The organism is Streptomyces candidus (assembly GCF_014207445.1).
GTDB classification, from domain to species: domain Bacteria; phylum Actinomycetota; class Actinomycetes; order Streptomycetales; family Streptomycetaceae; genus Streptomyces; species Streptomyces candidus.
On record NZ_JACHEM010000023.1, the window covers coordinates 38,600 to 51,877 of the forward strand.

General features: G+C 69.9%; 12 protein-coding genes and 1 pseudogene. 5 read left to right on the plus strand and 8 right to left on the minus strand.

All coding sequences use genetic code 11. The features are described from left to right. Positions 1 to 331: 331 nt before the first annotated feature. Both HNQ79_RS29650 and HNQ79_RS29655 read right to left on the minus strand, forming a co-directional pair. Positions 332 to 1,738 carry a cytochrome P450 gene (locus HNQ79_RS29650; RefSeq protein ID WP_185036071.1) on the minus strand — a complete coding sequence of 469 codons (1,407 nt, stop codon included), beginning with the start codon at positions 1,736 to 1,738 and terminating at the stop codon, positions 332 to 334. A gap of 8 nt (positions 1,739 to 1,746) precedes the next feature. Continuing rightward, on the minus strand, positions 1,747 to 2,796 hold the full coding sequence (locus HNQ79_RS29655; protein ID WP_185036072.1) for a terpene synthase family protein: 1,050 nt from the start codon (positions 2,794 to 2,796) through the stop codon (positions 1,747 to 1,749). Positions 2,797 to 3,749: 953 nt separating this feature from the next. Between HNQ79_RS29655 and HNQ79_RS29660 the strand changes: the two genes are divergently transcribed. Both HNQ79_RS29660 and HNQ79_RS29665 read left to right on the plus strand, forming a co-directional pair. Continuing rightward, positions 3,750 to 4,001: a hypothetical protein gene (locus HNQ79_RS29660; protein WP_185036073.1), complete on the plus strand. Its 252-nt coding sequence runs from the start codon at positions 3,750 to 3,752 to the stop codon at positions 3,999 to 4,001. Next, a complete protein-coding gene (locus tag HNQ79_RS29665) occupies positions 3,998 to 4,393 on the plus strand; it encodes a PIN domain-containing protein (RefSeq protein WP_311772317.1) in 396 nt (131 codons plus the stop codon). The genes HNQ79_RS29660 and HNQ79_RS29665 overlap by 4 nt, the downstream gene beginning before the upstream one ends. Before the next feature lie 355 nt (positions 4,394 to 4,748). Here HNQ79_RS29665 and HNQ79_RS29670 read toward each other — a convergent pair whose 3' ends face one another. Beyond that, positions 4,749 to 5,234 (minus strand): hypothetical protein, encoded by a 486-nt coding sequence (locus tag HNQ79_RS29670; protein WP_185036074.1) that lies wholly within the window; start codon positions 5,232 to 5,234, stop codon positions 4,749 to 4,751. A gap of 439 nt (positions 5,235 to 5,673) precedes the next feature. Here HNQ79_RS29670 and HNQ79_RS34865 point away from each other — a divergent pair. Continuing rightward, positions 5,674 to 5,763, plus strand: a pseudogene (locus tag HNQ79_RS34865) (IS5/IS1182 family transposase); the annotation flags it as partial. Between the two features lie 4 nt (positions 5,764 to 5,767). Here the strand turns inward: HNQ79_RS34865 and HNQ79_RS29675 are convergent. The 3 genes from HNQ79_RS29675 to HNQ79_RS29685 all read right to left on the minus strand — a co-directional run bounded on the left by HNQ79_RS29675 (position 5,768) and on the right by HNQ79_RS29685 (position 7,752). Then, a complete protein-coding gene (locus HNQ79_RS29675; protein ID WP_185036075.1) occupies positions 5,768 to 6,163 on the minus strand; it encodes a hypothetical protein in 396 nt (131 codons plus the stop codon). 133 nt (positions 6,164 to 6,296) lie between these two features. After that, a complete protein-coding gene (locus HNQ79_RS29680; protein ID WP_185036076.1) occupies positions 6,297 to 6,764 on the minus strand; it encodes a hypothetical protein in 468 nt (155 codons plus the stop codon). A 97-nt stretch (positions 6,765 to 6,861) separates the two neighbouring features. After that, a complete protein-coding gene (locus HNQ79_RS29685) occupies positions 6,862 to 7,752 on the minus strand; it encodes a hypothetical protein (RefSeq protein ID WP_185036077.1) in 891 nt (296 codons plus the stop codon). A gap of 288 nt (positions 7,753 to 8,040) precedes the next feature. On the opposite strand from HNQ79_RS29685, the gene HNQ79_RS34625 reads away from it, so the two are divergent. Continuing rightward, complete coding sequence (locus tag HNQ79_RS34625; RefSeq protein ID WP_185036078.1) at positions 8,041 to 10,944, plus strand: nSTAND1 domain-containing NTPase; 2,904 nt, start codon at positions 8,041 to 8,043, stop codon at positions 10,942 to 10,944. 801 nt (positions 10,945 to 11,745) lie between these two features. Here HNQ79_RS34625 and HNQ79_RS29695 read toward each other — a convergent pair. Continuing rightward, positions 11,746 to 11,988 (minus strand): hypothetical protein, encoded by a 243-nt coding sequence (locus HNQ79_RS29695; protein ID WP_185036079.1) that lies wholly within the window; start codon positions 11,986 to 11,988, stop codon positions 11,746 to 11,748. A gap of 114 nt (positions 11,989 to 12,102) precedes the next feature. Continuing rightward, positions 12,103 to 12,327 (minus strand): hypothetical protein, encoded by a 225-nt coding sequence (locus HNQ79_RS29700; RefSeq protein WP_185036080.1) that lies wholly within the window; start codon positions 12,325 to 12,327, stop codon positions 12,103 to 12,105. A 115-nt stretch (positions 12,328 to 12,442) separates the two neighbouring features. Here HNQ79_RS29700 and HNQ79_RS29705 point away from each other — a divergent pair, with 115 nt between their 5' ends. Beyond that, positions 12,443 to 13,081 (plus strand): DUF2254 family protein, encoded by a 639-nt coding sequence (locus tag HNQ79_RS29705; RefSeq protein ID WP_185036081.1) that lies wholly within the window; start codon positions 12,443 to 12,445, stop codon positions 13,079 to 13,081. The last annotated feature ends 197 nt before the right edge of the window (positions 13,082 to 13,278 follow it).

Below are 13,278 nucleotides of genomic sequence, written 5' to 3' on the forward strand. Positions count from 1 at the left end.
CCGCCAGGTCCCGCGTGCCTTGGTGCGTCAGACAGGCTGCCGCAACTGGGACTGGAGAGTCGCGTAGTTGCTGTCAGCCAGGCCACGGCGGGGATCGGCACGATGGCGCAGGGCTCGCCTTTCATTGATGGGCAGCGAAGCCCGAGGGCGCCCCGTCTTCGCGTTCAGAGGCCGGTGCGGCTCTCACGCTCCCGTACCCGCCTCGGCTGTTCGTCTTCAGTTTCCTGAGGCTCGGGTGGTCAGGCGGATGAGCAGGTTCCTGGTCCCTTGCAGCGGCAGTTCATCCCGGACCTGTTGGCGATCGAAGGGGTATGCGCGTGGATACGCTCCGTCACACCGCACCCGATTGGTCGCCATTTCTCTGCCAGAGGCGGGTGACCATAAGGAGAGGGCCGGTGCCGAGGGTGGTCTCGGGCTTTGGGCGGACTTCGGTGCCGGGCAGGGGTCGTAGTTGCCAACGGGAGCACAGGGTACTCAGGGCGAGGAGTGCTTGTGTGATGCCGAAATGTTCGCCGATGCATTTGCGGTTTCCGGCGCCGAAGGGGATGAAGGCGCCACGTGGGACATCGCGGGCACGGTCGGGAAGCCAGCGGTCCGGATCGAAGACTTCCGGGGCGGGGAAGAGGCGTGGGTCACGGTGGAGTGCGTAGGGGCTGTAGAGGACTGTGGTCCCAGGTTGCAGGCGGCGGCCAGCCAGTTCAGCCTCGGTTGTAGTGGTTCTGGTGAACATCCAGCCCGGTGGGTACAGACGCAGCACTTCGGTGAAGACGCGGCGGGTGTATTCGAGCCGAGGCAGGTCGGTGATGCGGGCGGGACGGTCGCCGAGGGCTTGGGCAGCTTCGGTGTGCAGGCGTGCTTCCACCTCGGGGTGGTGAGAGATGAGGTGGAGCGCCCAGCTGAGTGCGTGTCCGGTGGGTTCGGCTCCGGCCACGAGGAGGGTCATGACCTGGTCGTGGAGTTCCCTGACCGTCAGACGGTCGACTTCGCCATCGTTGCTGGTGCGGTGGTAGGCCGTGATGAGGGCGGTGAGGAGGTCGTTGCGGCCGGGGCTGGTCCGGGGGTGATGCTGGATGATCTGGTCGATGAGCTCTCCCAGCCGGCGGTGGGCCGAACGGAACTGCCTGTTGCCGGACGTTGGGATGTTCTCCCAGAGGCCAAGTGGTGCGGTCATTCGGCGGTAGACACCGGAGAAGAGGACCGTGAGGCAGTGCTGAATATCGGTGACGTCCTGGTCGGTAATGGCAGTGGAGAACAGGGCGCGTGTGGTGACGCGTGCGGTGACGGCCTGCATGGCGGCGGAGACATCAACGGTCTGGCCGGGCTTCCACGCGCGCGTGGCGGCGGTGATGCCCTGGATCATCTCTGTGCCGTATGTGGCGATGCGCTCACGCTGGAAAGCCGGCTGCATGAGACGGCGCTGTCTGCGGTGGTCGTGCCACCCGGAGGTGCCGAGTCCGTTACCGAGCAGTGGTCTTACCTTCTCGAAGAAGGGGCCGCCCTTGTCGAAGGTGCGCGCGTCGGCCAGGACCTGTTGAACAAGCCTGGGGTGACAGGCCAGGTAGGCGGGGTGGCGCCCCAGTCGTATCTCAACCAGGTCTCCGTGGGCGGGAAGGGCTGCGAGGAAGCGCAGCGGGTCGCGGCGCAGAGGCAGGACATGGCCCAGTAGCGGCAGGCCCCCGGGGGCGGTGTGCACTGCCCAGTCGCGACTTTGCGGCTGTCCAGTGGTGGGGGTGGTCATGGGCGTCGTCACCCGCCGATGGCAAAGCGCGCATCGGTGCTGTACGCGGGGCGAGTGCCGTCGTGCTGCTCGTCGGGGAGGTAAGCAGGGGAGTCGACGTATCGGGGGCGGTTGCGATGGTAGTCGTAGTTGCCGCGTACCTGGGTGGTGTAGGCCTCGACCACTTGGGCGACTACTTGGTGGAGCCGTTCGTCAGTGGTGATGCGGCTGAGCTCGGCCGGTACCCGTTCGACGGCGGCGAGGTAGCGCTGCATCAGGTCGGTGAGAATGCCGTTGGTGGCTTCTACCGCTTCCTGGCGAGAGCAGCCGCGCTGGCGCTGGAGGAGAAGGACCGCGTTGAAGGGGTATCCGATGGCGTCCTCCCGGTCGACGGAGTAGACGTCGTTGTAGATGCCGATCCATTCGGCTCCGCGGTGCCGGGCTTCGGTCATGGCCGGGAGCATGCGGACTTCATGAGGGAGGTCTGCGTCCACGGCGTACTCGCTCAGGTGCATGAACCAGCCGAGGACAGAGGTGGCGCGCCGGTGCGGTAGGTACTCCTCCAGAGTCATGGAATGCCCAAGCCGTACGGTAGCGACCTCACGTACGAAAGTGGCGAGCCACATGTCCACTTCAGCGCTGAAAGCCTCGACCCACTCCGAGGAGCGGCCGGCGCAGACCCGAGTGTTGATGTCACGGCCCGCGCGGGCGACGGGGCTGGCCGGCTGGCCGCTGCCTTCGATGGCCCGGGCCAGCTCGGCCACGGCATCAGCGACGAACACGATGTCGTGTGTGGTGATGCGTTCGTCGAGGCCGTCGTCGACGGCCCAGACCCAGATCACGTACTTGCACAGGGCCTCAAAGCGATCGGGGTCGGCCTTCGTAAGGCAGACAGCGGTAGCGAAGTCGGGTTCGGTTCGGGCCATCTGACGGCTGATGGCAGGGTCGGCGAGGAGCCCGTGCTGCTTCGCCCAGGCGTACATACGCGTTCCCTGACCGTCCCACGCGGGGTTGAGACCGTGTTCAGGAAGCGGCATGAAGAAATCGGGGAAGTCGTAGCTCAGCTTCTTGCCCGTCATTTCGATCCTCCAGGCATTCACGTCAGAGGCAATGTGTTGTAGCACTCGGTGCCCGGTTTCCTACGCAAGGGGCGGACTGCCCATTTCTCTGGTGGGGCGGACTGCTGTCCAACGGAGCCGACGTGCATAAGCTCCAGGTCGTGGAGTGACCTTGTCCGACGGGACGTCTGACGCAGAGCGTCGGAGGTGATCCCGTCTGGTCCCACGCCCATGGATCAGGGGCGGGTCGGTCGGTTTGGTGCATACGTCGACGACGTGGGCGCTGGTGACGTTGAAGGGAAGGGCAACTTCGACCAAGTGCTGGAATGGAATAAGTTTTGTGCGTCAGCGAGATCGAATACCCAAGGGTTCCCCCTCGTCATCATGTCGTCTGTCAGGAATGTGTCCACCCCCTCTCCAGAAATTTCGACCTGACACGTTCAAATTTCGGCCGCCATTCCGATCGCCTCATATCCCGCCCCCTCCTCCCCGGCACCACGGAGCACTATTCCTCGCGTCCGACGGCGTGCCCCCGAGCCGTGCGCCGTAAGGCAGTCGGCCTCAGCGCGGTCATCCCGGTGCGTAGGCGAAACTGGAGGCCTGCGGCGCGCGATTCACACCGGCCCGTACTGTCTCCAGTCCGGCGCCGGATGCGGCGGTGGGGGAGTGCCTCGTACCCGCAGGTGATGCGCATGGAGCACGACCGCACCGTGTACCGGGCCTACCTGGAGCACACCTACGGCCAGGGCTGGAAGACGAAGGCTGGCGCGCAGGCGTTGCTCCCGTTTCGAGATGGCGCGGTCCGGGTTGTCCGCGGAGGGCGCGCTCGCTCTGCCAGAAGGTCGCCGACGGAGCTCGCAAGGTTGGCGACGCACCAACAACACGAGGAGGTAAGAAGTCGGTCCTCCGAGGGAGCTGCAGGCCGGCCCCAGGAATCTCTCACCCCAGCGGTATACCTAATGTATTCTGGCCTCATGGCGCACACAACGATCAAGGTCGAAGACACGGTCCGGGACAGGCTCGCCGCTCTCGCTGCGGAGAAGGGCACCACCATTGCCCAGCTGGTCAGTGATTTCGCTGCACACACCCCGACCGACGCGGAGCGTGCCGAGCGCACGGCCCGCACCCTGGCAGTCCTACAGGAGATGTCGGGCTACGCCCCCACGCCTGAGCAGGACCGTGCGGCAGACGCTGAGCTCGCCCGTCGGCTCGGCGACGCCCCGTGAGCGCTACTGCCCCGACCACGGTGGACGTGGTCCTGGACAAGAGCGCACTGCTTGCCCTGGGCTCGGGGAGTGTCCTGGTCTCGCGGCTCCTGCACCAGTCCGCCGCCACGGACACCTGGCGTGTTCATGTGGCCCTGAGCGCCCTTGCGGACGCCGACCGGGCCCGTAACGGGGTAGCCGGCCACGTCGCCATGCTCGACCAGATCGTCTTCCACCCCCTCGACCTTGCGGCCGTGCTGGCCGCCTCCGGCCAGACACGCACCCTGGGCTGGTCCCACACCCGGCACGTGGCCCGGCCCGCCCCGGAACGCCCCGAGGGAGCCCGTGTCGTCACCACCGCACCCAAGGACTGGGACGGAGCGGGAGTCCGCATCCTCGACGTCTCGCCCTGAGCCCCCTCCTCTCGGCAGCCGCCCCCGACCCCGCGGTCGCTGCGTTGCGTGAGAAGTCATGAGGGGCCGTGCGTCTTGATCACCACTGAGGCCGTTGATGGGCTGGCAGAGATGAATGATCACGTACGCGTTGCGTGGCCGCCTGCACGGAGCACACGGCCGAGAGGCTCGTGCTGGGTGAGCCCGAGGCCCGGGACCGTGCGGCATGTCGTCGGGCTGCACGCCTCGGCGCAGGTGCACACCCACCTCGGCGGCCGCGCCCCCCGCATGAGCAACGGAGCACCCTCCCCATACCGTGAAGGGGCGATCTGGGCCACCTGTTCCTCACGCGGATGTGGGGATTTGGGTATGCCGCCTACGATCCCGAGCGCAAGCCCAGAACACTGTGCTGCACCACGGCCGCGGGAAGATCGCCCGTCCTCGAAGCCCGGGCAGTCAGCTCCACGAGACCGGCCCGGAGGTCGGCGGCGGGCTCACCAAGGATGATCGCGCTGATGATCAGTTCCATCATCAGGCAGTCGTACTCGTCGCCCGTTCTGCGATAGCGCTCCGCATCAGCCTCCACCACAGCAGAGGCGATCCTCCTCCCACCGCCAATCACGGGGGCGAAGGACGCCTCGTAGACGGCGTGACCGGTCCAACTCCGGTGCATGCAAAGGACATCGCCTTCGGCGAAGACATTCCACTTCTCATCCATGTCCCGGGCTCGATATCCGCGCTGGATCCGGGCCCAGTCCTTGTCAGTCCAGACACGATCCGGCAGCTGAGTCACCGGATGGGGCGTGTTGATCGGGTGGAGGCGCCGAAACGACTCTCGGGTGAGCGGGGGATCGGCAGTCATGGCGTAATTCTACGGCTGCGCTACTCGCACACGACAGCGAGCAGCTGGCCCCGCCGTACGCCAAGTAGCGCCGCCTCCAGGGGCCTTGATCTCAACCGGGACCGTCGACATCGGCGGCCCCGACAACGCGTTGAGCCGGAAGTACCGCAATGCCGGGGCCCATCCGCAGGTCGCGTTCGTCGTCGACGGCACGACCCCGCAGGACGAACCCGACGTCGTCGCCCGCGGATGGGGGTGCGGCGTGGAGATCCCCGGCCGCGCCGAGCTGATCTCGGTCGAAGTGCCGCCCGTGGCACCGGACGTCTTCAGCAACGACGTGGTCCGCTTTCACCCGGAACGCATCATTGCTGGCACCTCGAAGGCAAGGGAGGCCAAGCCCGCGCGGTCTAGCAGTTGTTGCAGAAGCCCTCCGTGCGGGCATCTCCCCTGTGGGCGCTGGGTGTTGCGGGCTGAGGCTTTGTGGGTGGAGACCTTCACCGGGCTGCGGATGGACCGGTTCGTGAAGCTGGTGAAGGTGGTGCGCGAACGCCCTTTCATGTTCGTGCCGACGGTGCTGCGACCTCGGGGACATCATCAACAACCAGTAGTCGCTCGCAGCCAGAGTCCCGCATCCCGCAGTCTGGGGTGCGGGACTTCGCTCGTACGCCAGTTACGGGTGCGCGGGCGGTCAACTCGCGCTGCGCAAGGTCGAGTCCCTCGTACAGGGAGAGGAGGAGTCGGGCCCTGCTCTGGGTGTGTTCGAGGGTGCCCCGGTCCGGGGCGTCGACGGCCAGGTGGCGGTCGACGTCGTCGGCGAGAGCTGCAAGCTGGTCCAGGACCTCGCAGCGCAGGTCGGGGTCCTCGCTGTGGCGCCGGACGTCGTCGCGAACCCACCGCGCGTGCCCGGTGATCAGCTGCGTGATCAGCTCCACATCCCGGGGTACGGGCACCAGCAGTGTCGTGGTGTCCCAGCCGAGGGCGCGGTGCCCCAGGTCGACGTGCCGTTCGCGGGCCTGCGGGTCCAGCTGGACGCGGACCCGGGGGCCCGCCGGTGGGTAGGCGGGCCCCCGGGGGCGGGGCGGGTCAGCCCTGACTGCAGTAGTCGACCCAGCGGTGCGAGGAGATGTTGTCGTTGATCGACTGACCGAAGCCGCCCTGGCCCGCGCCGTAGGTGAACTTCCACTTCCCCGACGGGAGGTTGTTCCACGAGTCGCCCCGGCTGATGCAGGCGTGCGCGCCGGTGGCGTTGAGGCCCCAGTAGAGGTCGACCGCGTCGAGGGTGGTGGCGTGGCCGTTGTTCCAGATGTCGGAGGCCTTGTTGCGGCACGGGCCCCAGGTGTTGGCGTTCCCGCTCCAGAAGCAGGGGGTGCCGCCGCCGTAGGCGTCGGTCCAGGCGTGCAGCAGACCGTCGGCCGCGGCGGCGCTGCGGCTGGCGGAGGCGGTCTCCTGGCCGTCGGGGCCCACGGGGGCGCCGGAGGCGACCGCCGGGAGCAGGGCCAGCGTCAGGCCTGCGACGACCGCTCCGGCGGCGGTGAGGTGCTTGCGGATCATGGGATTCTCCTTGTCTGGCGGCGGGTGCCGCTTGTGTGCGGATGACCGGTGGACCGGCCGTCCCCGCGGCGGGATGTCGCCGCGGAAGTCTGGGTGGTCAGCCTCGGGCGATCACGGCGCGGGCCCGGGGAAGCGCCGCCCTGGTGAGCCGGGCCAGGTCGGCGTAGACCTCCGGGTGCCGCCGTCGCGAGGCCGTCTCGTAGGACCTGTCGAGGTCGGCGGCGATCCGGGAGAAGTCCGTGGACAGCGCGCAGGTCGCCTCCGCCACCGCGACGCGGGCCTCCTGGGCCCGGTCGGCGCCGCGTTCCGGGTCGGCCGCGGCGCGGCTCTCCTGCGGATCGGCGTACGGAAGTCCGTCGGCCCGCATGCACGCCGCCCAGCGGTCCCGGGCCGACCGGTAGCGCGCGTCCTGCTGGACGGCCGCGACGCGTTCTCCCGTGAGGAACCGGGTGGTCCGCGTGGCCCGGAACCAGGCGGGCAGGTCGCCGTAGAGGCGTCGTTCGGCCTCCGCCGTACAGCCCTGGTCGCTGTGGCTGACGCGCGCGCCGTTCGGCAGGTCCACGGCGAGTCCGGTCGGGCGGGGGCCGTTCAGGGCCGCCACCAGGGCGGCACGGCGCCGGGGCTCCAGCGACCGCAGGTAGCGGGTGTTCGGGTCTGCGTCGGCGGTCCGCCTGACCGCCGCACGCCGGTCGGAGCCGTAGCCGTGCTCCTTCGCCCACGCCACGTCGTCGACGACGTAGGGGAATTCGCGCCGGGCGCCGGGGGTGAGGGGCGGGGCCACCCAGAAGCCGAAGCCGCTGCGCCGCATGCAGTCGCGTTCCAGCAGGTCCTCGGCGGCCTCCAGCGTCTGCTGCGGGCCCACCGGCCGGACGACCGCCTGCGGCGGACGCGGCGTCGTGTCCTTCGCCTGTGCCGCGCATCCGAGCATCAGGGACGCGGCCGCTGCCACGCCCGCCACCCGTACCGCGTCCCGTGCCGTCGCTCGCATCCCCGACTCCTCCCGTGCCGTCCTCGCCGTCCTGCCGGGAAGATGTCTAACCCGGTCCGGTTGTTCGGCGTCGGGGCGCCTTGGCCGGACAAACAACTCCGAACACAGCACGGCGAAGCGATCCGCGATCCCGCTGGTCACAGCCGTCAGCGACGGCGGCGCCCGGACGCACCGGGCACATGAACACCGGCGGGAAACAGCCGAATCGGCTCGGTAGCGGTCAGAGCGGCACCGGGCCGGGCAGCATCCCTGGGAACCGACGGACGCATGGGGCGGGGGGTGAGGGCGGTGGCGCGCAAGGAGCGCCCCCTGGACAGCGGGGACACCCCGGAACTGGCGTTCGCGGCGGCCCTGCGGCAGTTGCGGGAGAAAGCAGGCAGTCCCACCTACCGGGTGCTCGCGCAGCGCACCCACTACTCCGTCACCACCCTCTCCAGTGCCGCCGCGGGCCGGGTGCTGCCCTCGTTGCCGGTGGCGCTCGCCTACGTACGCGCCTGCGGCGGCGACGTCGGCGAGTGGGAGCGGCGGTGGCACGAGTCCGCCCTCCGGCTCGCGGCGGACGCGGTGGAGCCGGAAGCGTGCGGCGCCGAGGGGGGCTCGGCCGCCCCGTATCCGGGGCTCGCCGCGTTCCAGAAGGAGGACGGGGAACGTTTCTTCGGGCGTGAGGACCTCACGGACGACCTGGTGCGCCGGTTGGCCGGGCAGCGGTTCCTCGCGGTGTTCGGGGCTTCCGGGTCGGGCAAGTCCTCGCTGCTGCGGGCCGGGCTGCTGCCCAGGCTGGCGGCCGGCGGCGCGACATCGGCCGTGCTGCTGATAACGCCCGGCCCGCACCCGCTGGAGGAGTGCGCGATCGCACTCGCCGCGGAGGCGGGGTCCACCGCCGGGGAGGTGTACGCGGACCTCGCGGCCGATCCGGCGAATCTGCACCGCCTCGTCCGGCAGACGCTCGCCGGGAGGCCGCCGGACGCCGAGGTGGTCCTGGTGGTGGACCAGTTCGAAGAGGTCTTCACCCTGTGCCGGACCGAGGGGGAGCGGGCCGCCTTCGTCTCCGCGCTGGTCACCGCGACGGAGGCGCCGAACAGCCGTTGCCGTGTGGTGCTGGGGGTGCGCGCCGACTTCTACGCTCACTGCACGCGCTACGCGCGACTCCTCGCCCCGCTCGCCACGTCGCAGGTCGCCCTCGGCCCCATGACCGGTGAGCAGTTGCGCCAGGCGATCGTCCAGCCCGCCGCCCGCGCGGGGCTCAGCGTCGAAGGCGCGCTGGTGGCGGCGCTGGTCGCCGAGTGCCACGGCAAGGACGGGGCGCTGCCGCTGCTCTCGCACGCCCTGCTGGAGACGTGGCGCCGCCGCCGTGGCAACGCCCTCACCTTGGCCGGGTACCGGGCCGCGGGCGCGATGGAGGGTGCGCTGGCCCGGACCGCGGAGACCTTCTACTCCTCGCTCACCCCGGCCCAGCAGCGGTCGGCCAGGCAGCTCTTCCTGCGGCTGACCAGCCTGGGCGAGGGGACCGAGGACACCAGACGCCGTCTGCCGTACGAGGAACTCGACCGCGACGCCGACGTCGCGGCCGTGCTGGAACAGGCGGCGCGCGCCCGGCTGCTCACTCTGGAAGACCGCCACGTAGACGTGAGCCACGAGGCGTTGATCCGCTGCTGGCCACGGCTGCACCGGTGGCTGGCGGAGGACCGCGAACGGCTTCGCCGCCACCGCGGGCTCACCGAAGCGGCCGGGCTCTGGGAGTCCCTGGACCGTGACCCGGACGTGCTGTACCGCGGCACACGGCTGGCCATGGTCGCGGAGTTCGCCGAGAAGCCGGCGTACCGCGGTGAGCTGACGGCGCGCGAGCGGGCGTTCCTGGACGCCAGCCGGGCGGCCGAGGACCTGCGCCAGCGCGCCCTCGTCCGCCGGTCCCGGCGCCTGCGGCGGCTCGTCGCCCTCCTGGCGGTCGCCGCGCTGACCGCCTCCGGCGCGGCGGCCTACGCACTGCGTGCCCACCGGGAGATCACCCAGCAGCGCAACGAGATCCTCTCCCGGAACGTGGCCAACGAGGCGAACGCCCTGCGGGACGGCCAACCGGCCCTGCACACCCGGCTGATGATGGCCGCCTACCAGCTCTCCCCCACGGCCGAGGCCCGGGACGGGCTTCTCGGTGCGGTGAGCACACCGCTTCCCGGCCGCGGGAAACTCGTCTCCTCCGTCGCCTTCACCGCGGACGGGCGCGGGTTGGCCGCGGGGGGCGACACCAACGTAGAGCTGTGGGACACGCCCGCAACCGGCCCACCGGTCAGGGCGGGAGCGACGCGGCCCGCCGGCCCGGTGACGTCCGTGGCGTTCGCACCGGGCGGGCGCACCCTGGCGGCGGGCCACTTCGACCGCACCGTGCGGCTCTGGGACGTGACCGACCGCCGCCGCCCGAAGCCCACGGCCACGCTGACCGGTCATACCGACGTGGTCTTCGCCGTCGCCTTCAGCCCGGACGGCCGGACCCTGGCCACCGGGAGCTACGACCACACCGTCCGGCTCTGGGACCTCACCGCGCGCCCGCCCGCCCTGCGGGCCGTGCTCTCCGGCCACCGGCTGAACGTCAAAGCGGTGGCGTTCAGCCGTGACGGCCGCGTGCTGGCCACCGGTGGCGACGACCGCACCGTACAACTGTGGAACGTCGCACGGCCGCGCGAACCGGTCAGGCTGTCCGTCCTCTCCGGGCACCGGAACTTCGTCACCTCGGTGACGTTCGGTCCCGGCGACCGCACCCTGGTGTCCAGCAGTGACGACCGCACCGTACGGATCTGGGACGTCTCCCAACCCGCCCGTCCCACCGTGCTGTCCACCCTCACCGGGCACCGCGAAGTCGTCATCGCGGCGGCACTGAGCAGGGACGGACGGCTGCTGGCGTCAGGAGGTTACGACGGTTTCGCTCGCCTGTGGAACGTCGCCGACCCCCGGCATCCGGCTTCGGCGGGGGTGCTGGGCGACGGCGGGGCGCTCAACTCGGTGGCGCTGTCCCCCGACGGACGATTCCTGCTCACCGGCGGCGCCGGGCGCACCGCCCGCCTCTGGCCGACTGACCCCCGGCACGCCGTCGAGCTGGGGTGCGCCAGAGATCCTGCCCCGCTCACCCGGGCGCAGTGGGAGCGCTACTTCCCCGACGTCTCCTTCCGGGCTCCGTGCGGCACACCGGGCGGCCCCTGACGCCGACGCGCGTTCACGGGGCGACGATGGGCAGGAATTCGTGGACGAAGTGGTGGTCCCGGCCGATGCCGGGCTCAGTACGTTGCTCCCTCGACATGAACGATGCCGGCAGTGCGCGTCTTTGGCCCGCCTCCCTACGTGGTGAGAGCTGCGTCGACGAAGGACCGCACGAGCCCGGCGGCTTCCGGCACCGTGACGTTCTTCGTCCAGCGGCTGGGATGGTGCCAGCCGCTGCATTCCAGCTGGAACCGGTGAACACCAGGGGCGGGCTTCAACTCCCGGACATAGGGCTGCTTGCGGCAGAGCCCGTGACGCTCGGTCTGCTGCAGGTGCGCGCGGACGACTTCCAGGCGGAAGCGGGGCGGCAGGGTCCGCTGTTCGAGGCAGCCACGGCATCCTGAACATCGTCTGGCTCGGGTAGCCACCCCGTGACAACGCCCTGGCCCCGGCATCGCAACTGCCGGGGCCAGGGCGTCTCCGACCGTGGTCACGGCCGTATCCACCAGTGGCCACCAGGACTCCAACGCGTTGCCGCCTGGTTGTTACCAGCGGCCGCAGGAGCGTTCGGATCCGAGCTGGACCTCACGTCGGCACTCACAGCAGTCCGGCATACCGCTCACGCGCCGGCCCTCTCCCTCCGCCCACCTGAAGCCGCACAGCGACATGGACGCATCCTCTGCGGGACCGGTGGCGTGAGAGCCGTAGCCCGGCACATTCCACGTGACCGTCGTCCCGCCCTCGTAGGGGGCGCCTTCCGGCCACTCGTACACGTCCTCGGTGGTCGTGCAGCGCATCCGGAGGTCAGGACCCTTCCCAGCGGGCACCCCTCCGGGGCCTTGGTCGCGGCGTCGACGGCGTCGGCCAGGCGCTCGAAGGACTGGTCGTAGTCCTCTCGTAGTCCTCCATGTGGCGCCAGCTGCGCGGCTCCTGGTGCCGCATCAGCTCACGGAACTCCAGCAGCAGCCGCTCCAGGTCGTGCCGCCCGACCCGCAGGGTGTCGCTCGCGTCGTCGTACGCATCGTCGGGGGTGATCTCCACGGGCATCGCGCTACTCCTTGTCCACGCACGCTGGAGGGCCCGTTTGTGCCGGGAACTCGCGGGCCGGGTAGCCGTATTCGCTGGCTGCCAGCCGGGCGGCAACGCGTCTCCGCACGGTAGTCACGAGGTGCCGCGCAAACGCTCGGCACCGAGTTGGACCTCGCGTCGGCACTCGGGACAGTCCGGCGGCCCTTCCACCCAGCGCGGCCGGTCACCCTTCGCCCAGCTGAACCCGCACAGCGCCGGGTTCGAGTAGTGCTGGACATGGTCGTCCTCGCTGGCGTGCGAGCCGTAGCGCGGCACGTTCCAGGTGAACACCGCCTCCCCGTACCAGAGCCAGCACACTTGAACTCATTCGGTAGCGTGGGCTCGTGCTGATGCCCACACGCTTGCCCGTTCTCTTCGCCTCGGTGGCGCCTCGCCCCCCGGCCGGGGTTGCTGACCCGTCTTTCCTCCGTTGATGCGTGACGCGCTCCGGGCGCAGTTGTGGCCTCTGCCGACGCTGGGGGTCGCGCTCGCGGTCGGTGCGGGCGTGGGACTCCCACGGCTGGACCAACGACTCCGGCACCACATGCCGTCGTGGCTGCGGGAATACCTGTTCGGCGGCAACGCGGACGCCGTGCGCTCGGTGCTGGAGGCGATCGCCGGCTCCCTGGTCACGGCTGAAGGAGAAACCTTCGGGCATGTGTGCCCAGTAGATGAGCGTCCAGCCGGCCACGACCATCGATGTCCATCCCAGGATCACCGCGACCATGGCTATCGGCCCGACGACAGCGGAGAGACCCGGCCTGCTGACGCGCCGGGACAAGCGCCACAGCCCCTGCAGCACCAGCGCGCTCAGACTGCCGCGTCCGCTGGGATGCCACAGCGTGTGAAACACGTCGCGCAACGCCACCAAGACAAGAATGACCCCCACCACGGAGGCGAACCAGTTCATGTGGGTACCTCGGTGCGGCCCGCGGCAGTTGCTACGAGTGCACTAGCTGTATGGACCACGGGCGTGGTCGGCACTTGCGGGCTTGTGCACAGAGGTGTTGGTCCGCTCAGCCGAGATGCAGGCTGGAAGCGTCGCTGTCCGAGAGGGTCCGGCGGCCAATGACTGGGGCAGTCCGATGTTCCCGCCCCTGCCGGAATGGCCTGTGAGCACTCTCGTGGGCAGACCTGCTCAGTCTGCACGCGGACCTCTCCGTTGCAACGCATCAACTGTCCGGCTGTGCTCGAAGTGGCTTGCCCACGTCCTTCAGTGCGCTGCCGGAGTCGGTCTGGGACCGGCTGAGGACGCTGAAACTGCCGTCG

Coding starts and splice junctions, on each gene's coding strand:
- HNQ79_RS29680 (WP_185036076.1), bottom strand. CDS start 6,764: ATGATCCGCAAGCACCTCACCGCCGCCGGAGCGGTCGTCGCAGGCCTG.
- HNQ79_RS29670 (WP_185036074.1), bottom strand. CDS start 5,234: ATGACTGCCGATCCCCCGCTCACCCGAGAGTCGTTTCGGCGCCTCCAC.
- HNQ79_RS29655 (WP_185036072.1), bottom strand. CDS start 2,796: ATGACGGGCAAGAAGCTGAGCTACGACTTCCCCGATTTCTTCATGCCG.
- HNQ79_RS29695 (WP_185036079.1), bottom strand. CDS start 11,988: ATGCCCGTGGAGATCACCCCCGACGATGCGTACGACGACGCGAGCGAC.
- HNQ79_RS29650 (WP_185036071.1), bottom strand. CDS start 1,738: ATGACCACCCCCACCACTGGACAGCCGCAAAGTCGCGACTGGGCAGTG.
- HNQ79_RS29705 (WP_185036081.1), top strand. CDS start 12,443: ATGCGTGACGCGCTCCGGGCGCAGTTGTGGCCTCTGCCGACGCTGGGG.
- HNQ79_RS29685 (WP_185036077.1), bottom strand. CDS start 7,752: ATGCGAGCGACGGCACGGGACGCGGTACGGGTGGCGGGCGTGGCAGCG.
- HNQ79_RS29660 (WP_185036073.1), top strand. CDS start 3,750: ATGGCGCACACAACGATCAAGGTCGAAGACACGGTCCGGGACAGGCTC.